The following is a 23,138-nucleotide window of genomic DNA, read 5'->3' on the forward strand; positions in this document are numbered from 1 at the left end:
GACCTAGTTGGGTTCGTTGGCGTCGATCTCGGCGAATACTTTCTGCGCCGTCTTGAAGGCCGAGTTGGCCGAGGGCACACTGCAATAGATTGCGGTCTGCAGCAGGATTTCCTTGATCTCGTCCCTGCTCAGACCGTTGTTGAGGGCCGCCCGGACGTGCATCGCGAGCTCCTCCCAGTGACCATGGGCCACCAATGCCGTGAGGGTGACGGCGGAGCGCATTTGCCGGCTAAGACCGGGCCGCGTCCAGATGCCGCCCCAGGCGATCCTGGTGATCATGTCCTGGTAGTCCTCGGTAAAGGAATCCTTGTTGGCGTTCGCACGGTCTACGTGCTCATTTCCCAGCACTTCGCGGCGGACCACCATGCCGGCGTCGTAAATGTCCTGCGCAGTCGCTTGCGGCTGCACGGCACCGTTCCGCTCGGCACCGTTTTGCTCAGTTGAAGAGCTCATCGTCCGTTCTCCTTCATGAAGGTCCGCATCAGCCCGGCCACAACTGCAGGCGCCTCCGCTGGCGCGAGGTGACCGACGCCGTCGAGCGTTTCAACAACAGCAAATCCGCCACCAGCGGTGATACCGGCGACAACAGCTTCAGCGAACGACGGCGGCGCAACCGAATCCTCGACGCCGGCAATCGCCTGGGTGGGGACGGTGATGCTGCCGAGTTGCTCGCGGACGTCGAACCCGGCGAGGGCTTCGCAGCAGAACGAGTAGCTGAAGCGGTCGGCATCGCGGAGTGAGTGCAGGAGGCGGCTGCTGATTTCCGGCTGGCGGTCCATGAACCCGGCAGCGAACCAACGCTCGGCGGAGCCCTGGATCATCACAGGCGTCCCCAGTCGGCGCACGGTTTCAGCGCGCTCCAGCCAGCCCTCGGGTGTGCCGAGTTTAGCGCCGGTGCACTGGACGGACAGGCTGCGGAGGCGGTCGCCATGCTTGATGCCGAGCTGCAGGCCGGTGGCCCCGCCCAGCGAGACGCCCGCGTAGTGGAACCTTGCGCCCGGGCTCACAAGGTCAACAAGATCGACGACGGCGTCCGCCAGTTCCGCGACATCGAAACCTTCCGTGGCAGCTGGCGAGATGCCATGGCCGGGGAGGTCCCAGCCGATGACGTCGTACTCATCACCAAGCAGCGCTGCCGTTTCGGTCCAGAGCACGGTGGAGGTGCCCAGCGATGGGCCGACCACGAGGAGCGGTTTGGCTCCCAGTTCGCGCTGCGGGGATAGCAGCACGGCCTTGACGGTTGGCTTAGCCACGGGTGGCTCCTTTCGATGAAGATCCAGTGAAGTCCGGGTAGGCGGCGAGAATCCGGCGGCTTATTTCGGCAGCTTCACCGAGGTAGCTCGCGGGGTCCAGGAGCGCTTCGAGTTGGGCGTCGGAGAGCTTGTCCGCGGGGACGGTTTCGCGCAGCAGCTTGGTGTAGATACGGGACTGCTCGGCGGCAGGAGCCTTGAGCGTTTCGTCGACGACGGCCTGCAGCTTCTGCTTTCCATCCGCACCCAGGAGAGGCGCGACGGCGGCCATCACACCTTCGCTGAGCAGCAGCGGTCCCGAGATTTCCAGGTTGCGGCGCATGGCCTCGGGGAAAGCGCGGAGGCCTTCGGTGAGTTCGCTGACGTGACCTGCGGCCCCCAAGGCCAATGCGAGCAGCTGACGCAGGGCTGGCCATTCGCTGTGCCAGGCACCGTCCGGGCGCTCATCGTTGAAGGTTGCCGCGGCGAGATGGAGCTGCGATGCGAGGCCTGGTGCCTGCAGCGCCGCACTGCGGACGAGCACGGACAGTACGGGGTTCTGCTTCTGCGGCATGGCCGAGGAGACCCCTCGTCCGGCGGCGAGCGGTTCGCCGAGTTCGCCCACTTCGGGCCTGCTCAGGAACAGCACGTCCGCGGCGATCTTGCCGAAGGAATCAACCAGTGCCGCGAGTCCATCGCCCAAGGATGTGACGGCCAGTCGGTTGGTGTGCCATGGAGCAGGAGCCGCTGCAAGGCCAAGCTTCGAGGCCAAAGAATCCGCCAATTCAAAAGGCGTGGTCTGCGAGGAAGCAGTCAGCTTGGTCCCCGAAGCCAGCGTTCCTCCGGCACCGCCGAACTGAACAGGCAACCGAAGCGACTCCAGCCGGGCGGCCGCCGCAGCAACCCCTTGGAACCACTGCGCAGCCCTGAGCCCAAACGTGTACGGAAGCGCATGCTGCGTCAGGCTCCTCCCGACGCACAGCGTTTCCGCGTGCTGTTCCGCCAAGGTGGCGAGCGCCGTCGTCGTGCGTTTAACGTCAACGAGCAATGCAGAAACGGCGCGGCTGGCGAGCAGCATGAGGGCGGAGTCCAGGACGTCCTGGCTGGTGAGGGAGGTGTGCACGGCGGTTGCCGCGCTCGAATCCATGGATTTCACCTTGGTGCGCAGGTCACCAAGCAGCGGAATCACAGGGTTGCCCCCGCCCTGGGCGCGTTCCGCCACAGAAGCGACGTCGTAAGAACCGGCATCGGCGGCTTCGGCCACAACTGCGGCGGAACCTGCAGGGACGAGCCCCGCTTCCTCAAGGACGGCAGCCCAGGAGGCCTCGACGTCGAGGATTGCCGCGATCACGGCACGGTCGCCCGTCAGCGCCGCGACAGCGGGCGACGCCGAGACGGGGCTAAGGAGGCCGAAGTCGCCGTCGGTCATGGCTGTGAGTCCGCGTTGACGCTGGTCTCGAGTGAACCGTCCTGCTGGAAGTCCAGGAACACGGTCTCGTCGCCGCCCTGGAGCCGGATGTCCCAGGTGAGCCCACCGTCGGGGTCGCGGCGGGCGATGAGCGTCTTGCGGCGTTCCGGGTCCAGGGAGCTCAGCAGCGGGTCGTTGGCCAGTGCTTCCACGTTTTCCGGCAGGTAGACGCGGGTGAAGAGGCGGTTCATGAGGCCGCGTGCGAACACGGCTACGGAGATGAACGCCGCAGCGCCCCGCTTCGTGGGGCCGGGGTTGACCGTGGTGAAGGTATAGACGCCGGAGTTACCGACCGAGCCGCGGCCCCATCCGGTGAACGTGTAGCCGTCGCGGACCAGGGAGCCCGTGCGCTGGACGATGTTGCCGTCGGAGTCCGGCTGCCAGATCTCAAGGATGGCGTCCGGGATGGTGTTGCCGGCGCCGTCGTAGACGGTTCCCTGCAAGCGGATGCTTCCGGGGCTGCCCGGAGCCAGGAGTTCGTTGTCCTTGTTAAAGGGAAGGGCGTAACCGTAGAAGGGTCCCACCGTCTGGCCCGGTGTGGGTGTCAGCTTGCTCATGTGCTTACTCCTCGTCCCCGGCGTCGCCGAATGCTTCGTTTTCCGTCCAGGTCCGCTTGGAGCCGGTCAGGATGATGTCCCACTTGTAGCCGAGGGCCCATTCGGGACTGGTGAGCTCATGGTCGTACTGTGCCACGAGGCGGTCGCGGGCGTCCTGGTCCACGATCGACTGGTAAATGGGATCCAGCGGGAAGAGCTGATCGCCCGGGAAGTACATCTGGGTGACGATGCGTTGCGTGAACTCCGAGCCGAACATGGAGAAGTGGATGTGGGCCGGGCGCCAGGCGTTCAGGTGGTTCTTCCACGGGTAAGCGCCGGGTTTGATCGTGGTGAAGCTGTACGAGCCGTCATCGCCAGTGATGCAACGGCCGACGCCGGTGAAGTTGGGGTCCAGCGGGGCGGGGTGCTGATCACGCTTGTGGATGTAGCGGCCGGCTGCGTTGGCCTGCCAGATCTCCACGAGCTGACCGGCGACCGGGCGGCCGTCGCCGTCCAGGACGCGGCCAGCGACGATGATGCGCTCACCCTGCGGCTCGCCGTTGTGCTGGATGGTCAGGTCCGATTCCAGCGCGTGCACATCCTGGTGGCCGAACGCGGGCGAGTAGAGCTCGATGGTTTCCGGGTCCGCGTGGTGCAGGTTCTTCGTCGGGTGCCGCAGGATGCTGCTGCGGTACGGTGCGTAGTCCAGGCGCGGCATGGTCTCCGGCGCCTTTCCGTTCTTCAAGGCCTCCGCATAGCGGTCCCCGATGCCCTTCATCTCAGCACTGAGATCCGCCTGGGTTTCCACTTTCCTGGAATCATGCGCTGCATGTGCCTCAGCGGGCGGCACGAGCTCCTCGGATTCGAGCGCTTGTGCAGAGTTGACTTGTGCAGTCTGTTCTTGCGGCACAGCCGGCTCCTTTCGATGGGTTGGATTGTTGCTTCAGGGTTTATGACCGGTGTAGCGAGTCGTATTGGACGGCGTGGCGAACCGGTGCATTGGGCGCTCCGTAGCCGTCGTAGTTGCCGCGACGTTCCACCATTTCGAAGAACACGCTGCCAACGGTGGCGGTGTAGAAGTGGAGGAATTCTCCGTTGGCGTCCCGGTCGTAAAGGAGGTTGAGCTCCTTGAGGGTTGCCAGGAAGCCGGGTTCGAGATCGAAACGGGCGTCCAGGTCCTCGTAGTAGTTGGCCGGAATCTCCAGAAACTCAAGGCCACGATCGCGTGCGGAACGGGCCGTTGCCACGAGGTCTCCCACGGCGAAGGCGATATGTTCCTGGTAAGTCTTGCGTGCACTCTGGGCCTGCTGCGCCGGTGCGAGATTCAGGACCAGCCTGACTGAGCCGTCCGAGGTCTCCATGACCTGCGAGCGCACCAGGCCGCTGGGGCTTGGGACCTCAGCGAAGGGCTGTGGCTCCAATGCCAGGGCGCTGGTGTAGAAAAGGACGGCTTCGTCGAAGTGCTGCCAGGGCTGGGCGAGGTTCACGTGGTCAATCACAGCGTTCTGCGGCGCTGCGGAGTGCTCCAGCCCTTCGCCGAACTCATGCGTCCACGCAGCGGTCCCGTCCGGGCTGCCCTGGCAGAGGAAGATTTCGGTGGAGTCCGGGGCGGAGATACCTTGGAAGACTTCCTCATCGGCCTGGACTTTGCGGGCAACCACCGGCGCCTTGAGTTGCTGGGCTCGAGCGGAGGCAATCACTGGAGAGTCGACGTCGAACCCTAAAGCGGCGATAGCCGGTTCCGAATGCGAAGCCGCTTGCTCGTTGATGATTACGCGGGCCTGGCCCATGGTCCACAGCTGGACGTCTTTGGTGCGGTGGCGCCCTTCGAATTCGAAGCCGAGCTGGCCCAGGAGCTTCTCGAGCTGCGCGGTGTCGTCGGCTTTGACCTCGGCGAAGTTGAAGCCGGCGGGCTCGTTCACCTTGGGCAGCGTTGCCAGTTCCATGGGATAACGACGGCGGGAGGCGCCACCGTTGACCGACTCGCCGTCCGCGGAGGTGCCCGCCAGCCAGTTGGCGCTCTGCTCCTCCAGCCAGATCAGGGAGCGCATGGCATCGACGGCCGTCCGCTCGGTGTCCGACTGGCGGAAAACGTCGTTGAAGACCTCAAGGGAAACCGGGCCCGTGTAGCCGGCGCGGACTACGTGGCCCATAAACTTGGCGAGCTCGAACTGCCCCTCGCCCGGGAACACCCGGTAATGGCGGCTCCACGAGAGCACGTCCATGGAGAGCTTGGGGGCGTCGGCAACCTGGACGAAGAAAATCTTGTCCGCGTTGATCTGCTCGATCGGCGCGGTGTCCCAGTCGCGGGAAAGGATGTGGAACGAGTCCAGGCACGTTCCGAGGTTGGGGTGGTCCACCATCTCGACCAGACGGTACGCGTGCTCATAGTCGTTCACGTACTTTCCCCAGGCCAGGGCTTCGTAGGCAACTTTGACGCCGTGATCCCCGGCCAGCTCGGCGAGTTCCGTTAGCTGGGAGGCGCGGAGTTCATCGTCGTCAATCGTTGCAGTAGCGACGTTGGAGCAGACCAGGATGGTGTCCATGCCCAGGCGTTCCATCAGGTTGAACTTGGCCTCGGCCCGCTTGAGGTTGGCCTTCAGCAGGTCCGGAGTGACGCCGTCGAAATCGCGGAAGGGCTGGTACAGATCCAAGCCGAGGCCAAGATCCGCGGCCATTTTCCGCACTTCCTCGGGACTCAGGGGCGAAGTGACGAGGTCCTGCTCGAAGATTTCGATGCCGTCAAAGCCCGCGATGGCGCAGGCCTGCATCTTTTCTTTCAGCGTGCCGGACAGGCAGACCGTCGCGATTCCGGTGCGCATCAGTGACCCGCCTTTGCCAGAGCCGGGGCTTCGGTGGCGGCGAGCGCATCCTCGACGGCGATCAGCTCAAGGAAGTGGGCCCGCATGCGGTCGCGATCGGCGTCGTGGCCCGTGAAGAGCCGGAAAGCGTCGGCAGCCTGACCGACCGCCATGCGTCCGCCGTCGAGAACCTTGCAGCCCTTGGCCCGCGCTTCGCGGACCAGCTGCGTCTCGATGGGGCGGTAGACGATGTCCGCAACCCAGTGCCGCGGTTCCAGGAGGTCGACGTCCAGCGGCAGCCCGGGGTGGGCGGCCATGCCGATCGGGGTGCAGTGAACCAAACCGTCGGCGAGGGGCATGATCTGCGGGAGCTCGTCCGTGCTCCGCGGCGTGACCGTGGCGGCCGGGAAGAGTTCGCCAAGTTCGGCGGCGCGCTCTGCCGCCCGCGCCGGGTCCATGTCCACCAGGTCCAGGGTGCCGACCCCGGCGGTGAGCAGGGCGTAGGCGACGGCGGAACCCGCACCGCCCGCACCCAGCTGGACCACGCGCTCCAGCTTCGCACCGGGGAGTCCGTCGGCGAGAGCCGAGCCGAAACCTGAAAAGTCGGTGTTGTGGCCGATGAACCGGCCGTCCTGAATGAGGACTGTATTGACGGCACCCAGGCGACGGGCGTCGTCGGAAATTTCGTCAAGGTGCTCAAGGACCAGCTGCTTGCACGGGTGCGTGATGTTCAGTCCGTTGAAGCCCATGCGCTGGGCCGCGGTGAGGAGATCCCCGACGGCGGTGGCCGGCAAAGCCAGGTCCAGCAGGTCGATGGGGCGGTACAGCAAGCGAAGGCCCTGCACATCGGCTTCGCGTTCGTGCATGGGCGGAGTCAGCGACGGCATGACGCCTTCGCCAATCAGGCCCACCAGAACGGACTCGGCTCGGTTGCTCATCCTAAAGCTCCTTTGACTTCAGCACCCCTGGCTTTTGGCACTTTCTGGGGCGCCAACTGCCCGGGTGTCTTCCAGATTACTACAAGTGTTCATATTCCGCACGCTTGTTCTTATCGCGAACAAACGCGATGTGCTGACCCAACTGAGTCGCAGTTGTGCGCGTTTAGCGGCCTCAAAACGCGCTTAAGTGCGACCTAGTTGGGCTAACGCTGGGGCAGGCGGGCCGCGAGTTCAGCCGCGGCTTCCTGCAAAGTAGGGACGTGGGCGATGAGCTCATCCATGGTGAGACGAAATACCGGAACGGCCGTGGCGAGTGACGCAAAGGCGTGGCCTTGGGAGTTGAGGACCGGTACCGCGACCGCGCGCATGCCGATCTCGTTTTCTTCGTCCATGACCGCGTAGCCCTGCCGGCGCACTTGCTCGATCTCCGCCCGGAATGCAGCCCGATCGGTAATGGAGCGCTCAGTGAGAGGCTCCAGGGGCAACTCTTCGAGCAGTCGTTCGCGTTCGGCGTCGTTCTCAAAAGCGACTATCGCCTTACCCACGGACGTCGTGTGCAGCGCACCAAGATGGCCAGGATCGCTGGTGACGCGGAAGGTCTTGGGGCCGTCCACCTTATTGACGGTTAGATGATGATTTCCGTCGCGCACCGAGAGGATGGTTGCTTCCTCGGTCCGCTCCGTAACGCGCTGGAGTACGGGAAGGGCCGTTGCCGCGAAGCCGTGGTGGTTGGAAACCCGCTGGCCCAGCTGGAAGACCCGCAATCCCAGATGATACCGACGTCCGTCGGGCTCGTAATCCACAAATCCGTCGCGCGTCAATGAACCGAGCAGCCGGTACGTCGTACTGAACGGAAGTCCCGCACTCCTGGCCAGATCCGCGGCACTCGCACCCTTGGGCTCATTCCCCAGCAATACCAACAGGCCCAGGGCCTTGCCGACCATGTCGGTCTTTGTGTCCTCTTTCACACTCATGCTTAGATGCTCTCACATCGTGAGAGCTATTTCTAGATAGTGGGGACAAGTCTTGACAAGTGACCCCAATCACGGCCACTATTGCTGTATTGCACAAGTAGCTCTCACCATGTGGTTACTTTGGGATTGATCCGGCCTCACCTCGCTCTGGTCTTCCCGCAGAAGCTAGATCCGCGACATCGTCGTCACAGAAGGAACACCATGAGCCACACAATGCCGTCAGCGACGCCAGGCACAGTTACGCCAGCAGGAACCCCCAAGAAGGCGGCACTCGCCAGCTTCCTTGGAAGCGCAGTGGAGTACTACGACTTCTTCATCTTCGGCTCCGCCGCCGCCTTGATCTTTCCGCACGTGTTCTTCCCGGACGCGGACACCAACGCAGCCATCATGTCCTTCGCGACCTTCGGCTTCGCTTATGTTGCCCGTCCTGTAGGTGCCGTCATCCTGGGGCACTTCGGCGACAGGATCGGCCGTCAGAAGGTCCTCATGTTCACGCTGGTCCTGATGGGCGCCGCCACCTTCGTGATCGGCTGCCTCCCGGACTTCAAGACCATTGGCTGGTGGGCTCCCGTCCTGCTGGTACTCGCCCGCCTCGCCCAGGGTCTTTCGGCTGCCGGCGAGCAGGCCGGTGCCTCCTCAATGACGCTGGAGCACGCTCCGGACAACCGCCGCTCATTCTTCACCTCGTGGACGTTGACCGGCACCCAGGGTGGCCAGATCCTTGCAGCCCTGGTGTTCATTCCAGTTCTCGCGCTCCCGGACGAGGTCAAGTACGGCATCGGCTGGCGCATCCCGTTCTGGCTCAGTGCAGTAGTTGTCATCGTGGCCTACTTCATCCGACGCACCCTGCACGAGCCGCCGGCATTCGCAGAGGCCAAGAAGAACAACCAGATCGCCAAGCTGCCCATCGCCGACCTTCTCAAGCTGCACTGGCGCGACGTCCTCCGGGTTGTGTGCTGTGCCTTCATCGCCGCGGTAAGTACCGTATTTGGAACCCTGGCCATCAAGTACGCCCAGGACGTGGCCCACGTCAGCGGCACCATCACCCTGTGGCTCGTTGTAGTGGCCAACATTGTGGCCCTCGGTAGCCAGCCGCTCTTCGGCATGCTCGCCGACAAGATCGGCCGGAAGCCCGTCTTCATCTACGGTGCCGTAGCCAGCGCCATCATGACTCCGGTGTTCCTGCTGACCCTCGAATCCGGCAACGTCCCGCTGATGTTCCTGGTTTCCGTTGTGTTCTTCTCCTTCGGCTACGCAGCCGCCAACGCCGTATGGCCGTCCTTCTACGGTGAAATGTTCAGCACCAAGGTCCGCTTCTCCGGCCTGGCCATCGGCACGCAGCTCGGCTTCCTCATGGCAGGCTTTGCTCCGACCATCGTCACGGCCCTGGGCGGCACCAAGCCTGGTGGCTGGGTCCAGATCTCCATCTTCACGGCAGTCATCTGCGTGATCGCAGCGGTCTCGGCCATGACGGCCCGCGAGTCAGCAAAGGTCCCGACGGCGGAACTCGGCTTGCACAAGTAAGGCCCGCCTGGCGGAAGGGCGCCCGCGCTGAAATCGCCGGAAAACCTCCAGTTCCGCTGGAAGTTTCCCGGCGATTTTCGCGCATTTCCAGCGAACTGGTGTCGCCGACGCCGGCAGGACCTACCGCGGATTCAGCACTACTGGCATGAACTTCCCGGCACCCGTTCCGGAGTACATCAGCAACGTGCCGTCCCCGGCAACTCCCACCACGGAGGGGTCCCCAGTACCCGTAAATCCGTTGCCGAGGGCAGCGATGCTGGAGAACATGTTCCACCCTGAACCGAGGTTGGAGCGCGCAAGGAAGCCGCCAGAGCCGTTGCCCGGATAGAGCCAAAGCCCGCCGTCACCGGTTCGGCCAAGGAGATCTTCCCTGCCGTCGCCGTTGAAGTCACCGGCCTGCAGGACCAGGTTGAACATGTCCCACCCGGTGCCGATCTGCTTGCGGGCAAGGAAGCCTCCGGAGCCATTGCCGGGGTAGACCCACAACACGCCGTCGCCGGATTGGGCAACGATGTCCGGCTTTCCGTCACCCGTGAAATCGCCCGGGGCCAGCAACTGCTCGAAGCCTTGCCATCCGGTGCCGATCTGTTTACGTGCCAGGAACTGTCCCGTGCCGTCCGTCGGGTAAAGCCACAGTGTCCCGTCGGAAGCCCGGGCCACAAGATCGGGGTGCGAATCGCCGTCGAAATCTCCCGCACTCAGCACGGACGTGAACTGGCCCCAGCCCCACCCGACTTGAACACGCGGAAGGAAGCTGCCCGATCCGTTGCCCGGGTAAAGCCACAACGCGCCGTCGGTTCCGCGCGCCAGGATGTCGGCGGCAGCATCGCCGTCGAAATCGCCTGCTTCCCAAACCTGACGGAACTGGTTCCATCCGGTCCCGATCGCAAGCCGATCCGCGAAGCCAATGCCGTCACCTGGATAGAGGGTCATGCCCCCGCCCGCTGCAGCGGTCAGGACGTCCACCCGCTTGTCACCTGTGAAGTCCCGGCCGCCAACGATGTCACCTACCCCGTTCCAGCCAGTTCCGACGGCGGCACGCGGCAGGAAGCCGCCCTTACCATCGCCGGGGTAGACGTAGAGCGTGCCGTCGCTGGCCCGCGCCAGCAAACCCGGGGCACCGCCGCCGAACGAACCTGATGCTGCGAGGCTGCTGAAGGAATCCCAGCCCTGGCCGATCTGCGTTTGGGCGAGGAAACCACCTGTGCCATTGCCTGGATACAACCACAGGCGCCCATCCCCACCGGCGGCGATCAGGTCGCTCCGGCCATCGGCGTTGAAGTCCCCCGCCGCGACCAACTGCGTGAAGCCCTGCCAACCAAATCCGATCTGGCTCCGGGACAGGAATCCGCCCTTGCCGTTGCCGGGATAAAGCCACAATGCGCCGTCGCTGGTTCGGGCAAGGATGTCCGCGAAGCCGTCACCGTTGAAGTCCGAGGTCCCCAGCACGGCGTTGAAAATGCCCCAGCCCGAGCCGATCTGCACGGAATCATCAAGCCGGTTTCCAGGGAGGCCCCTGAACAAGAGCAAGGACCCGTCGGCTTCGCGCGAGATGACGTCGGCCAGCTTGTCGCCGTCGAAGTCGCCCGCAGAGAAACGCATGCGTGCCTTGAGTTTGGGATCGGCGTTGATGGTTACGGTCGCCGAGGTTGTGGAGACAGAGTTGATGGTGACCTGGGTGCCCGTGTACGTGGTGAAGGTGCTGCCGGCTTGCCACGCGTGATTCGTGGCGTAGTACTGCTCCTGGAACGGGATGGTGGATGGCATGAGGATCAGCGAAGACGCGATGGTAGCGCCGCCGCGCTGGACGATCTTGACTCCCCTGTTGCCGGCTGGCCTGCCCTCGTCCCCAAGGTAGCTGTCGTACCCCACCGGCTGCCTGAGTTCCAGGTAGTACACCTCTTTGCTGACCGGGTCCGTGAACTTGATGGCGCGCTGCGCGTCCGCGCCACCCCATGGCTTGAGCGTGTAGCTTTTGACGCCGGTGGCCACCCCGACATCGCGGATTTCGTCGCCGCGGCCCAGCCCTGCGTAGTCCCAGAAGCTGGAGCTCACCACCGGTTGGGCGTACTGTGCCGCGCCCATGAGGTCCGTGGTGTCTCCGTATTCACGGATGTAGCAGGAGCTGTCTGTGAACCGCCCGGTGCTATCCACGCCGACGTCGGATGCGCCGCTATAGCACTGCAACGCATCGGCGTGCATTAGTCCGATCACGTGCCCGAACTCGTGGCTCATGACGTTGTTGGAGAACTTGCTGATTTGCGGCATCAGCACCCGCCCGCTGTAGCTGCCACTGCTGTAGCCGACGCCCAGGGCATTCCCGGAAAGCGTGGACGTCGGAATAAAGATCACCAGCGCCGTGTAGGGGCTTGCCGTCCATTTCAACTCGCTGGTGATGGTGGACATGATGGTGCTGTAGCTGTCGGTCGACTTGGCTTTGGATTGGAATCCGGAGACCTTGCTGTCCACTGTCATGGACAGCTTGTTGTCCGTCATGGCTTTCCAGTAGCTGCTGGTGGCCCCAACAGTCTGCTCGGCCGCTGACATGGAGACCGGGTTGGTGTTATCGGCAAGTTTGGCCGTGACCAATCGAACCCGGATATCGCCATTGGGGCTGGTTGCTGCTGCCCCCTCGCCGAGAAGGGATTCGACGTCGGTGATCTCGCCACTGCTGGATGGCGCCTGTCCGGGTGGCGTCTCAAAGACGTGCTCCGAATGCGGTGTCCCCTCAAAGAACCGTACGTTCGGATTATCCGGTGTGGGTTCCGGCACTGCCGAAGCAGGGGCCTGGACGAAAAACAGGCCGGTGGCGAAAACCACCAAGCCTGTGGACACCGCGATTGCACGTCGCAAAAAACCCATCAAATCTCCCGGGGACGGAGTCTGTGGTTCCTGTGAGTCTCAAGAACCGTGTTCAGGTTACCGTCGCGCCCGCGCGGGTCCGCGGAAGCAGCCACAAAGCGAAGGTGAGTCCTGCCGCCGGTTGCACCTATCGCCGTCGGACGTCACCCGAAACGCAAGCATCCCGGAATGCTAACCGGACCCTAACCACGCCGAAATACTCCGGCAACAATGCCCCGCCACACTGGAATAGCCGGCAAGTGCAGGCACCAGCTCCAGTTCAGGAGGACACCATGCTGAAGGAAGTCACTACTCACACAAAACGTATACGCGCGATCAGCCAGCTCCACCGCGGAGACGAGATCGAGGCCCGCATGTCCGTTGGTCCCGCTTACGATGACGTGGTCATCCGCCGCGGACGGGTCCAGGAAACAGCGCCTGGAATCGGCGTCGTCTGGATCATGGACCACGTCTCCGGGATGAGGAAAGCCATTAATACCGACGAATGCAGTGTTTGGCGCGTCGCCTGAACCCCGGCTTGACCCCAAATACCCGCTTAGCCGCCGGCCACGGACTGGATAATCAAGACCTCCTGACCGGCCGCAACCTCCGTATCAAGACCTTTCAGACGCCGGACCTCATCGCCGTTCACGTAAATATTCACGAAACGGCGGAGGGCACCGGTTTCATCACGCAAACGCCTGGCCAGAACCGGATATTCTCCGGTTACCGAGTCCAGCAACTGTCCAACGGTCACAGCCCCGTCGGCGGACGCAGTCAGATAGGACTGTCCGCCGACGAGTGGCTGCAGGACACCCGGCAACACCACCGTAAAGTCAGCCACAACGGGCCTAACCAGGCACCGGAGCGCTGGCTGATTCTTCCCGCGCCCCGCCACTGCGGCTTCCAACCACGACGACGGCGGCACGCACGCACAGTACGTCCGGCAAGTGCGAGGCCACTTCAGTAAAGGTCTCGCCCTCGTCGGCGCTGGCGTAGACATCCCCGCCGCGGGTTCCGAAGTACACGCCAGTCGGTTCGGCAGTGTCCACGGATGCGGCATCGCGAAGCACAGCGTTGTATTCGTGGTCCGGCAGACCGGTGTGAAGCTCTCTCCACGTTCCGCCGGCATCCTCGGTGCGGTGCACGCTGAGCTTGCCGTCCGGTGGGATGCGTTCGCCGTCGGCCTTCAGTGGGATGACCCAGGCTGTGCCCTCGCGCCGGGGATGGGTCAGCATCACGAAACCAAAATCCGCGGGCAGTCCCTCTGCGATGGAGTTCCAGTTCTCGCCGTCATCGTCCGTGCGGTACACGCCATGGTGGTTCTGCGCGTACAAACGGCCCTCGACGGCGGCATCCGCAGCAATCTTGTGAACGCACTGGCCAAACTCGGGATTGGGATCAGGCATGAAGTAGGCCGAGATTCCCTTGTTGCGGGGCTCCCAGGAGGTCCCGCCGTCGAGCGATCTGTAAACGCCGCCCGTGCTCATAGCTACATGGACCTTCTCGCCGGACGGATCCACCACGATCGAGTGGGCCGCCGCGCCACCGTACCCCGCACCCCACTCGCTGCGGTGGGGGTGGTCCCAGAGCCCGCGGTTCAACTCAAAGTGCTCGCCGCCGTCGGTTGATTTCCACACTGAAATCGGTTCGCACCCGGCCCAGACCACGCCAGGGCGGGACTCGGTGTCCGGGTAGATCTGCCAGATGCGTTCCAAGGCAGCGTCTGCACCGTCCGGGAACTTGATGGCGCCCTGCTCGGGCTCGGTCCAGGTGGCGCCCAGGTCATCGGAATGGGCGACGGTGGGTCCCCAGTGCTCCGAACGCACCCCCACCATGATCCTGGTCTTGCCGTCCCTGGTGTCTATCCCGATGCTGGGGATCTCGCTCATCAGGAAGTGCGGGCCGGAGAGGGACCACTCCTTGCGATCCGGGCTGGTTGCCAGCCACAAACCCTTCTTGGTCCCAATCGCCAGGACATAACTTTCTGCGGTATCTGCGGTAGCCATGAACCCCATCGAACCATCAGGGCGCATGGGTGGCAACGGGTTCCTTGGAGCATGTGGATAACCGCCCTGGTTTGAAGCCGACCATAGACGAGACTCGCGTCACGTTTCGGCGCTCCGCGCACTAGATATTCGTGAAGGTGTGTTTCAACCGGGCAACCCTTCTGTTCGCTGGCAAGCGCGCCACTGAACTGGGTCACTTTAGATTGGGGAAACAGATGAAAAGGCTAGACAGCATGAGCGATAGGGCCACTTCCATTAAGAACTATGGCTACACCATCAGTTGGTGAGTTCGTGAGTATATTTGCGCAATCCCTAGTTCGACTGTTCGGGGGGAACGGGTAACACATGACTATTGATTCAGCACGAAAATCTCAAGGTGTAGGTCAGCGCCCAAAACGCGGATTGAAGGCTTTCACAAAAGCTTCTGTGATAGCTGTCCTGCTGGGGGGCACGCTCGGATTCGGTGCGGGCGCCGCATACGCCACGAATACGCAGAGTCTAATCGGCCAGTTCTCGACCGGTGGGAGGACATACCAAACGTTGGCCGCGCTTGATACCACGTGGGACGGCGGTCGCGGGAAGGCGGCATCCTTTATTTACGCCCAAGGAGGTGACGTCCCCGTCGGCTGGATTTATGCACGCGGCCGTGCCTTTATTGGTGGAAACTTCTGCGATGAGGGGTGGGATGTTTACAACGACATAGTCGCCCACCAGCTTGATAACGGTGTGTGGCTTTCATGCGGCTATGGGGCCTACCAGTCCTATGGAGTCGTCGGTGCCTGGAACGGCAACGGCTACAACTACTACTACACTCACTGGACACCGGCAGCCTACGGGGGACTCTAGGCATGAAATCATTTACTCAGCATCGCAAGGCCTTTGGCGTCGCGGCCACTACCATCGCTATTGCAATCGGCGGTGTTGTCGGGTTTGCCATCACCACGGCAAATGCCGGGGCACCGACTGTCCAAATTGAACAAGGAGACAAGGTGGACTTCCCCAAGAACGCGCGAGGTGAGACCTACGGGTCCGCAATGGAGGCGCGGACACCGGCCGACGAACCAGATCTCATCAGATCCGTCGGGGACGACGGAAAGATCGGCTATCTAAAGAAGGCTGATCTGGATCAGGGAACACCTAAGTCGCCGGAAGAAGCCATTCAGATGCAGAATGCTCGGAAGGACGGCGCTGGCCGCGTCTTGAAGCTCTACGCTGAAGACGGCACGACTGTCATCAGTCAACGCACAGTCGGCAAAGCCGCACCGTAGGATAGGTACAGATAGACGAATCCGTTTGACGTAGGCAGCCACCCTTCGGCGGCAGGGTGGCTGCTTCGTGTTGTCTGCAGTTGGCGTCTGACGCATCGGGTTCATTGGTGGCTAGCGTGGACGCCAGGCTCGGGCACCGGCCCGCCGAGAAAGGCAACCACCCGCCGTCGTAGTACACGGAAACACTCCGTGCTGTGTCACACCCCACCCGTACTCTGTCTATATGGCCCGTTTTGCCCTTGACATTGATTCCGTCCCCCGCCCTGGCCGTTCCCAGTCCCTTCTTGATGCGGTGAACCAGCGCGTCGTCATCGCCGATGGCGCCATGGGCACCATGCTGCAGGACCGGGAACTGTCCCTGGACACGGACTTCCAAAATCTTGAAGGCTGCAACGAAATCCTCAACGACACCCGCCCGGACGTCATCGCCGACATTCACGACGCCTACTTTGCCGTGGGGATCGACGCCGTGGAAACCAATACTTTCGGCGCGAACTGGTCCAATCTCTCGGACTACGGCATCGATGACCGCATCGCGGAGCTGGCGTACAAGGGCGCGAAAATCGCCCGCGAACGCGCCGAGGCAGCTGAAGCGACGGACGGCCGCGAGCGCTGGGTCCTGGGGTCCATGGGTCCGGGCACCAAGCTCCCCAGCCTCGGCCACACAAGCTACGACTACCTCAAGAAGACCTTTGCCCTGCAGGCCGAGGGCCTCATCGACGGCGGAGCCGACGCATTCCTCATCGAAACGAGCCAGGACCTCCTGCAGACGAAGGCCGCCGTGAACGGTTGCAAGCAGGCGATCGTTTCCCGCGGCGTCCGCCTCCCTATCTTTGTTGAGGTGACGGTGGAGACCACGGGAACCATGTTGATGGGTTCCGAAATCGGCGCTGCACTCACCGCCTTGGAGCCGTTGGGCGTCGATGCCATCGGCCTGAACTGTGCCACGGGTCCGGATGAGATGAGCGAGCACCTGCGGCACCTTTCCAAGCAGTCCTCTGTCGCTATCGCCTGCATGCCCAACGCCGGGCTCCCGATTCTCGGCGCGGAGGGCGCGCACTATCCGCTCTCCCCCTCGGAACTCGCCACTGCGCACGAGCAGTTCGTGCGTGAATTCGGCTTGGGTTTGGTGGGCGGCTGTTGCGGTACGACGCCGGAGCACATGGCCGCCGTCGTCGAACGTCTTGAGCCCTTCCGCAGCAACGTCAACACGCCCGACGCCGGGACCGTCACCGGCAGCACGAAAAGCGCCGGCGGCCGGGTCCCCACCGAGCGGGAGGCCGGCGTCGCGTCCCTCTACCACCACGTTCCGTTCGACCAGGAGTCCGCTTACCTTGCCATCGGTGAGCGCACCAACGCCAACGGTTCCAAGGCGTTCCGCCAAGCGATGCTGGAAGAGCGCTGGGACGACTGCGTGGATATTGCCCGCGAGCAGGTCCGGGTCGGCGCGCACCTGCTCGATGTTTGCATCGATTATGTGGGGCGCGACGGCGTTGCGGACATCAAGGAGATCGTCTCGCGTTTCGCGTCGGCCTCTACCCTCCCGTTGGTCATCGACTCCACAGAGCCGCCTGTGCTGCAGGCCGGACTTGAGCACATCGGCGGCCGCCCAGTGGTCAACTCGGTCAACTACGAAGACGGCGACGGCCCCACCAGCCGCTTTGCGCGCATCATGCCGCTTGTGAAGGAACACGGCACGGCCGTGATTGCCCTGACAATCGACGAACAGGGCCAGGCCCGCACCACCGAAGGCAAGGTGGCCATCGCTTCCCGCCTCGTAGACGCGTTGGTGGGCGAATGGGGAATGCGCGTCGAGGACATCATCGTAGATGCCCTGACGTTCCCCATCGCCACGGGCCAGGAAGAAACCCGCCGGGACGCCATAGAAACCATTGAGGCCATCCGCCAGATCACCACGAAGTACCCCGGCATCCAGACCACCCTCGGCGTCTCGAACGTGTCCTTTGGCCTGAACCCTGCCGCGCGTATGGTGTTGAACTCGGTATTCCTGCACGAGGCCGTCCAGGCTGGCCTGTCCAGCGGCATCATCGACGCCGCGAAGATCGTCCCGCTTGCATCGCTGCCGGACGAACAGCGCAAGGTGGCCCTGGACCTCGTGTGGGACCGCCGTGAGTACGACGCCGACGGCAACGTCACCCATGACCCCTTGGCCATCATGCTTGACCTGTTCGCGGGCGTGGACAGCGCCGCGCTCAAGGACCAGCGTGCCGCGGAACTCGCCGCGCTGCCCACCGGCGAACGCCTGCAGCGGCGCATCATCGACGGTGAAGGCAAGGGCCTCGAGGAGGACCTCGACCTCGCCCGCAGCGAAGGCATGACCCCGCTGGGCATCATCAACGACCAACTGCTGGAGGGCATGAAGGTTGTTGGTGAGCGCTTCGGCGCCGGCGAGATGCAGCTTCCGTTTGTGCTGCAATCCGCTGAGGTGATGAAGAACGCGGTCGCACTGCTCGAGCCGCACATGGAGAAGTCGGATTCATCGGGCAAGGGCACCATGGTGATCGCCACCGTTCGCGGCGACGTGCACGATATTGGTAAGAACCTCGTAGACATCATCCTCACCAACAACGGCTACAAAGTGGTCAACATCGGCATCAAACAGGGAATCGCCGAGATCATGGCCGCCGCGGAGGAGCATGACGCCGACGTGATCGGGATGTCCGGCCTGTTGGTGAAGTCCACGGTCGTGATGAAGGAAAACCTTGCCGAGCTCCAGTCCCGGGGCTTGGCGAAAAAGTGGCCGATCATCCTCGGCGGTGCGGCACTGACGCGCGCCTACGTGGAGCAGGACCTGGCAGAGCAGTTCGAAGGCACCGTCAGGTATGCCAAGGACGCTTTTGAGGGCCTCTCCCTCATGGAACCGTTGGTGCAGGTGGCCCGCGGCGCTGACCCGGACGCGGTGGGCCTCCCGCCGCTGAAGAAGCGGATCCACAAGAGTGGCCCGAAGTTCACGGTGACCGAACCGGAGGCAATGCCCGGCCGGTCCGACGTCACCGCCGAAAACCCTGTCCCCGCTCCCCCATTCTGGGGCACGCGGATTGTGCGCGGCGTCGCGTTGCACGACTATGCTGCTTTGCTCGATGAGCGCGCAACCTTCATGGGCCAGTGGGGGCTCAAACCTGGGCGGGGAGACGACGGCGCCTCCTACGACGAACTGGTGGAACTTGAAGGCCGGCCCCGTCTGCGGTACTGGCTGGACCGGATCCTTGCCGAGGGAATGCTCGACGCTTCGGTCGCCTACGGCTATTTCCCCGTTGTGTCCGAGGGCGAACAGGTGGTGGTGCTGCACCACGGTGAGGACGACGACGGCGTCCTCGGCATCCCCGGTCTGCTCGCCCCCGATGGTGGTTCAGGCGGACCCATCGGCACCGAGCGCCTGCGCTTCGACTTCCCACGCCAGCGCCGGGACCGGCACTTGTGCCTCGCCGACTTCGTGCGCTCCCGGGAATCGGGCCAGATCGACCTCCTGCCGATCCAGCTGGTCACCGCCGGCTCGAAGATCGAAGAAGTGACTTCCAAGCTTTTCGCGGGAAACCACTACCGCGACTATTACGAGCTCAATGGCCTGGTCATGCAGCTCACCGAGGCACTGGCTGAATTCTGGCACGCGCGGATCCGTTCCGAGCTGGGTTTCGCAGCCGAAGAGCCCAAGGACAAAGCCGGTTACTTCAAGCTCGACTACCGCGGTGCACGCTTCTCCCTGGGATATCCGGCCTGCCCGGACATGGAGGACCGCCGCAAGGTCACGGAGTTGCTGAAGCCCGAACGGATGGGCGTGATCCTCAGCGATGAACTCATGCTCCACCCGGAGCAGTCAACGGATGCTTTCGTGTTCCACCACCCGGAGGCCAAGTACTTCAAGGTGTGAGTTGGTGCGGGTCTGTGGTTTGGGGGTGTTGGGGACGGCGGTCATTCTTCATGCCCGTCTTCCTGGACCCCGCGTCCTCAGCCCGGGTAGTTCGAACGCCCGGGCCGGAGACCGGCTTCGCCCGCCTGAAAGCGGCGAGGATAGCCCGTCCCACCGCAAAGATTCCGATGATGGTAGTGATGGCGCGCAAGGTGTCCCATCCCGCCGTCGAGGTCAAAAGGGAGTAGAGCAGGAAGCTGCTGAGGTTGGTGGCCAGTGGGGCGCCGGGCACGTACGAAATGCCGGTTCCGGCACCGACGGCGAACGGCCAGAACCACAGGTTGGTGAGCAGACCGAAAACGTAGGACGCCACGACGCCATAGCCGCAAAGCATCCATAGTTCAGCCCGTCCGCGAACCCTGCGCGGCAACAGGCCCGCCCCCGCCGCCACCCATGCGCAGGCGAAGATCTGGAACGGCGACCAAGGGCCGATGCCGCTCCACAGTGCGCTGGACACCGCGATCGTGGCCGCGCCAAGGAGCATTCCGAATCTGGCACCGAAGGCGCGGCCAGCCAGGATCAGCAGGATGAACACTGCTTCGACTCCCCCGACGCCGGTGCTCGCCACGCGAACTGCCGAACCGACGGCGGCCAGGACGCCCAGCAGGGCCACGGTGTGTGCGGAACGGACCGAGCCGTCGAGGGCCACGACAATGCCCACAACGGCAAGCGGTGCAATCGCCAGGGCCGCGAAAGGCACAGCCGCGGCCGCATCCTCGGGCAGGGCCGCCGCGAGCAATGGCCAGCAGAACGCTCCCAGGGCCAAAACGTTGGCAGCCGCGAGAATCGCGATCTCCAAGGCCCGTGGCAAACGGAGGTAGTGAGCCCCCTTTGGGGTAGCAGCATTTGCCGATCGGGTGTCTTTTGCCCCGTCGATGAACTGGGAGGCCTCAAGGTTCTGGATGGCTCCGGGCTGCTCTGCTGCCGTGGGTGTGGAGGTCGCCGGGCCGGCGTCGCTATCGGATGGGAGTACGGCTTCGGTTTGGGGGGCAGGCGCCACGCCGTCGTCCATCTGCACGATCCGGGCGCCCAGGCCGTGGGCGAAATCGAGGTCATGCGTGGCGATCAGGACGGCCGCGCCGGTGTCCGCCAACGCGAGCAAGGCGGCCGAGACTCCTGCGCGGGCCTCCGGATCGAGCCCACGGGTGGGCTCATCAATAAGGAGGACCTGGGGATCATCGGCGGTCTGAAGGGTGATGGCGAGGATACGGCGCTCTCCGGCCGACAGGTCCCGCGGGTGCTCGTTTCCTATCGGAATCCGGACGTCACCACGCAATCGGGCCAAGCGTGCCGCTGCCGGTTCTGGCACGGTCCTGTCCGAGCCATTCCCGCCGGATTTACGCCGGGCGCGCGCTTCGCGTCTATCTGCCGCCCGCAGTTCGGCAGCCACCGTGTCCCGCGTGAAAAGGTCGTCAGAGGCGTCCGGAACCAAGGCGACCCGGCCGCCGTCGACAGTGCCGCTGGTTCCTTCTCCGAGCGCGATGGCCACCAGGAGCGAGGACTTCCCAGCCCCGTTGGGGCCGACCAAGGCAACCACTTCCCCACGGCCCAGGGCCAGGGAGGCTTCGCGGACGAGCGGCTTGCCGTTACGGTGCACCGCCAGCTTGGCCGCAGTCAGCACCGGCGGGTGTTCCGGTGCGGGTGCGGACGCCATTGACTGCGCCAATCCCGGCGTCACTGCCGGCGCCGGGCGGATCCCAAGCGGACGCGAAGGTGCTGGCGCCGCGCCTGCTACCAAGCCGCCGTCGTGAATCCTCCACCACGAATCGGCGACCGGCAACAGCGGCTCCGCCCGATGCTCAGCCACAATGATGCAGATGCCGGATCCACGGGCGAGGGTGTCGAGTACGGCGATGACGCGGGCGCGGGCCGTGGCGTCGAGGTCAGCAAGCGGCTCGTCAACCAGGAGCAGGGCCGGGCGCTCCACCACGGCGGCGGCGATTGCCACGAGCGTTGCCTCGCCAGCCGAGAGGGAGTTGAGGTTCCGGTCCAGGAGCGCAGACACTCCAATCCACTCCGCGACCTCCACCGTGCGGGCCCTGGCGATGGCGGGTGCAACGCCGCGCAGTTCAAGGGAAAGCGAGATTTCGTCTCGTACGCGGGTGCTGGCGAAGGCCGCGCGCGGGTTTTGCAGGACAACGCCTACGACGCCGGCAGTATCGCGCGGCGGTGCTCCGGCACGGTCCACTCCGGCGACACGGACCGTGCCAGTGAGTTCTCCGCCGTCGACGTGTGAAAGCAGTCCCGCTACACCCCGCAGGATGGTGGACTTACCGGAGCCGGTGGGTCCGGTAATTATCGTTACTGTCCCGCGGTCTGGCTTGAAGTTTTCGACCTGCAGCCGCGTATCACCGATGCGGAATTGGGCATTCCTGATCTCAAGGGGCAACCCGGGATCGCTGGCGGGTTGATGAGCCGCCTTGCTCCCGAAGCCGCGCAATTCCAAGGCTGCGGCCACGCGGCTCGCGTGCTCAAGAGTTCGCTCAAGTACGGGAACAAGGGCTCGCGGGCCCAGGCGTTCACCCCGCAGCCGGAAGGCCAAGCGGACGGAGGCAACGGCGTCGGCGAGCGCGGGGAGCGCAGCCCAAGCCACCACGAGTGTGCGGGCTATGCCCTGGAATGGACCGCCGCGGGCCAGCCGCATGAAGCCCCCTGCCACGTCCACGAAGGAGTTGAGCAGTCCGAAGGCGAAGATGATCCCGGCAATCGGCAGGGCTGAAGCAACCGCCTCCCACAGACCAGGCGATGTTACTGGGCCGAGGAAGACCACGTGGGCGTATGGGGCGGGCAGCCGCACTGACGGCAACTCCAGCAGCACGGGCCCAACGGTGCCCGCGCCGTTGAAAAGGATGCGGTAGATGACCCGCGCCGCTATGAACACGACGGCAAGCGCCGCGGCAGCGCGTAACGGCGCGGGTCGAAAGGTCATGCCTTGGGTGCGGCCGGTGCGCCGTCGATGGTGTACAGCAGTTCTAGGCTCTCACCTGGCTTCACCTGTTGGGTGGCGAGGCCTTCCTGGGCGTAGGCCCAGTCACCGGAGGCGGGCTTGACCCAAATGGACCAGTAGGCAAAGGCCGCGGGCATCTTGCTGCATTCTTCGCGGTATGTGCCGCCCTTGTGGGTGATGTCGAAGTCGGCAGCCGGCACGCCGTTGACCCGGCACACCAGTTCGGTGGGGTACTGGGTGGTGCCTTCGGTCTTCACCTTGGCCTCATCGAGCACTTTGGCAGCGGTCGTCGGCGCATCCACTGCCACGCAAACGGTCTTCTCGGCGGCGGGTTGCTTCAGGGCGCCGGAATCGACAATGACCTTCACGCCGCTGCAGGGCCCGGCAGCAGTAGCTGAAGCGCTTGCTTCAGAGGCGGGGGCGGAGGCGCTTGGCTGGGTGGCGGCCGGCGTGGAACAGGCAGCGAGGGTAATCAGGAGACCAGCGGCGGCGAGGGAGTTCGCGGCGGCCGTGCGGATCTTGGAAAAAGTCACGATCCAAGGGTAGGACGTTGCTTGGCTGGATTTGGATGTGCCGGGTTGTGTGACGTTCAGTGGCGATGCTCTGGCGCTGAGACGCTCAACAAATCTCGAAGAAATTGTTGACAATTGACAGTGGCCGATTTAGATTCATAGT

18 protein-coding genes are annotated in these 23,138 nt (G+C 63.9%); 5 read left to right on the forward strand and 13 right to left on the reverse strand.

All coding sequences use genetic code 11. The features are described from left to right. Positions 1 to 3: 3 nt before the first annotated feature. The 8 genes from pcaC to LDN82_RS21645 form a co-directional block, all read right to left on the reverse strand. Positions 4 to 453 (reverse strand): 4-carboxymuconolactone decarboxylase, encoded by a 450-nt coding sequence (gene pcaC / locus LDN82_RS21610; RefSeq protein WP_224092914.1) that lies wholly within the window; start codon positions 451 to 453, stop codon positions 4 to 6. Next, a complete protein-coding gene (locus LDN82_RS21615) occupies positions 450 to 1,253 on the reverse strand; it encodes an alpha/beta fold hydrolase (protein ID WP_224165811.1) in 804 nt (267 codons plus the stop codon). Before LDN82_RS21615 ends, pcaC begins: the two co-directional genes overlap by 4 nt. Continuing rightward, positions 1,246 to 2,658 carry a lyase family protein gene (locus tag LDN82_RS21620; protein ID WP_224165812.1) on the reverse strand — a complete coding sequence of 471 codons (1,413 nt, stop codon included), beginning with the start codon at positions 2,656 to 2,658 and terminating at the stop codon, positions 1,246 to 1,248. The genes LDN82_RS21615 and LDN82_RS21620 overlap by 8 nt, the downstream gene beginning before the upstream one ends. Next, positions 2,655 to 3,254 carry a protocatechuate 3,4-dioxygenase subunit alpha gene (gene pcaG / locus LDN82_RS21625; RefSeq protein WP_224165813.1) on the reverse strand — a complete coding sequence of 200 codons (600 nt, stop codon included), beginning with the start codon at positions 3,252 to 3,254 and terminating at the stop codon, positions 2,655 to 2,657. Before pcaG ends, LDN82_RS21620 begins: the two co-directional genes overlap by 4 nt. 4 nt (positions 3,255 to 3,258) lie before the next feature. Beyond that, positions 3,259 to 4,143 (reverse strand): protocatechuate 3,4-dioxygenase subunit beta, encoded by an 885-nt coding sequence (gene pcaH / locus LDN82_RS21630; protein WP_224165814.1) that lies wholly within the window; start codon positions 4,141 to 4,143, stop codon positions 3,259 to 3,261. Between the two features lie 40 nt (positions 4,144 to 4,183). After that, positions 4,184 to 6,055, reverse strand: a complete 1,872-nt coding sequence (locus LDN82_RS21635; RefSeq protein WP_224165815.1) for a sugar phosphate isomerase/epimerase and 4-hydroxyphenylpyruvate domain-containing protein — start codon at positions 6,053 to 6,055, stop codon at positions 4,184 to 4,186. Continuing rightward, positions 6,055 to 6,972 carry a shikimate dehydrogenase gene (locus LDN82_RS21640; protein ID WP_224165816.1) on the reverse strand — a complete coding sequence of 306 codons (918 nt, stop codon included), beginning with the start codon at positions 6,970 to 6,972 and terminating at the stop codon, positions 6,055 to 6,057. Before LDN82_RS21640 ends, LDN82_RS21635 begins: the two co-directional genes overlap by 1 nt. A gap of 203 nt (positions 6,973 to 7,175) precedes the next feature. Continuing rightward, positions 7,176 to 7,946, reverse strand: coding sequence for an IclR family transcriptional regulator (locus LDN82_RS21645; RefSeq protein WP_224165817.1), 771 nt, complete (start codon positions 7,944 to 7,946; stop codon positions 7,176 to 7,178). Between the two features lie 201 nt (positions 7,947 to 8,147). Between LDN82_RS21645 and LDN82_RS21650 the strand changes: the two genes are divergently transcribed. Further along, complete coding sequence (locus tag LDN82_RS21650; RefSeq protein ID WP_224165818.1) at positions 8,148 to 9,470, forward strand: MFS transporter; 1,323 nt, start codon at positions 8,148 to 8,150, stop codon at positions 9,468 to 9,470. Between the two features lie 120 nt (positions 9,471 to 9,590). Here LDN82_RS21650 and LDN82_RS21655 read toward each other — a convergent pair whose 3' ends face one another. Continuing rightward, on the reverse strand, positions 9,591 to 12,332 hold the full coding sequence (locus LDN82_RS21655) for a VCBS repeat-containing protein (protein ID WP_224165819.1): 2,742 nt from the start codon (positions 12,330 to 12,332) through the stop codon (positions 9,591 to 9,593). Positions 12,333 to 12,604: 272 nt separating this feature from the next. Here LDN82_RS21655 and LDN82_RS21660 point away from each other — a divergent pair, with 272 nt between their 5' ends. Further along, complete coding sequence (locus LDN82_RS21660) at positions 12,605 to 12,841, forward strand: hypothetical protein (protein ID WP_224092898.1); 237 nt, start codon at positions 12,605 to 12,607, stop codon at positions 12,839 to 12,841. A 26-nt stretch (positions 12,842 to 12,867) separates the two neighbouring features. Here the strand turns inward: LDN82_RS21660 and LDN82_RS21665 are convergent, their stop codons facing one another. Both LDN82_RS21665 and LDN82_RS21670 read right to left on the reverse strand, forming a co-directional pair. Next, positions 12,868 to 13,155 carry a MoaD/ThiS family protein gene (locus LDN82_RS21665; protein WP_216924633.1) on the reverse strand — a complete coding sequence of 96 codons (288 nt, stop codon included), beginning with the start codon at positions 13,153 to 13,155 and terminating at the stop codon, positions 12,868 to 12,870. A 7-nt stretch (positions 13,156 to 13,162) separates the two neighbouring features. Continuing rightward, complete coding sequence (locus LDN82_RS21670; RefSeq protein WP_224093953.1) at positions 13,163 to 14,329, reverse strand: sialidase family protein; 1,167 nt, start codon at positions 14,327 to 14,329, stop codon at positions 13,163 to 13,165. Between the two features lie 531 nt (positions 14,330 to 14,860). Here LDN82_RS21670 and LDN82_RS21675 point away from each other — a divergent pair. The 3 genes from LDN82_RS21675 to metH all read left to right on the forward strand — a co-directional run bounded on the left by LDN82_RS21675 (position 14,861) and on the right by metH (position 19,477). Continuing rightward, on the forward strand, positions 14,861 to 15,166 hold the full coding sequence (locus LDN82_RS21675) for a hypothetical protein (RefSeq protein ID WP_224092895.1): 306 nt from the start codon (positions 14,861 to 14,863) through the stop codon (positions 15,164 to 15,166). Positions 15,167 to 15,168: 2 nt separating this feature from the next. Further along, positions 15,169 to 15,588 (forward strand): hypothetical protein, encoded by a 420-nt coding sequence (locus tag LDN82_RS21680; protein WP_224092893.1) that lies wholly within the window; start codon positions 15,169 to 15,171, stop codon positions 15,586 to 15,588. A gap of 223 nt (positions 15,589 to 15,811) precedes the next feature. Beyond that, on the forward strand, positions 15,812 to 19,477 hold the full coding sequence (metH, locus tag LDN82_RS21685; RefSeq protein WP_224165820.1) for a methionine synthase: 3,666 nt from the start codon (positions 15,812 to 15,814) through the stop codon (positions 19,475 to 19,477). Here the strand turns inward: metH and LDN82_RS21690 are convergent. Both LDN82_RS21690 and LDN82_RS21695 read right to left on the reverse strand, forming a co-directional pair. After that, positions 19,467 to 22,445, reverse strand: a complete 2,979-nt coding sequence (locus tag LDN82_RS21690; protein WP_224165821.1) for an ATP-binding cassette domain-containing protein — start codon at positions 22,443 to 22,445, stop codon at positions 19,467 to 19,469. The two genes, metH and LDN82_RS21690, sit on opposite strands and share 11 nt — an antisense overlap. Next, positions 22,442 to 22,996 (reverse strand): hypothetical protein, encoded by a 555-nt coding sequence (locus LDN82_RS21695; protein ID WP_224092891.1) that lies wholly within the window; start codon positions 22,994 to 22,996, stop codon positions 22,442 to 22,444. Before LDN82_RS21695 ends, LDN82_RS21690 begins: the two co-directional genes overlap by 4 nt. Between the last annotated feature and the right edge of the window lie 142 nt (positions 22,997 to 23,138).

This window comes from Arthrobacter sp. StoSoilA2 (assembly GCF_019977195.1).
Lineage (GTDB): Bacteria > Actinomycetota > Actinomycetes > Actinomycetales > Micrococcaceae > Arthrobacter.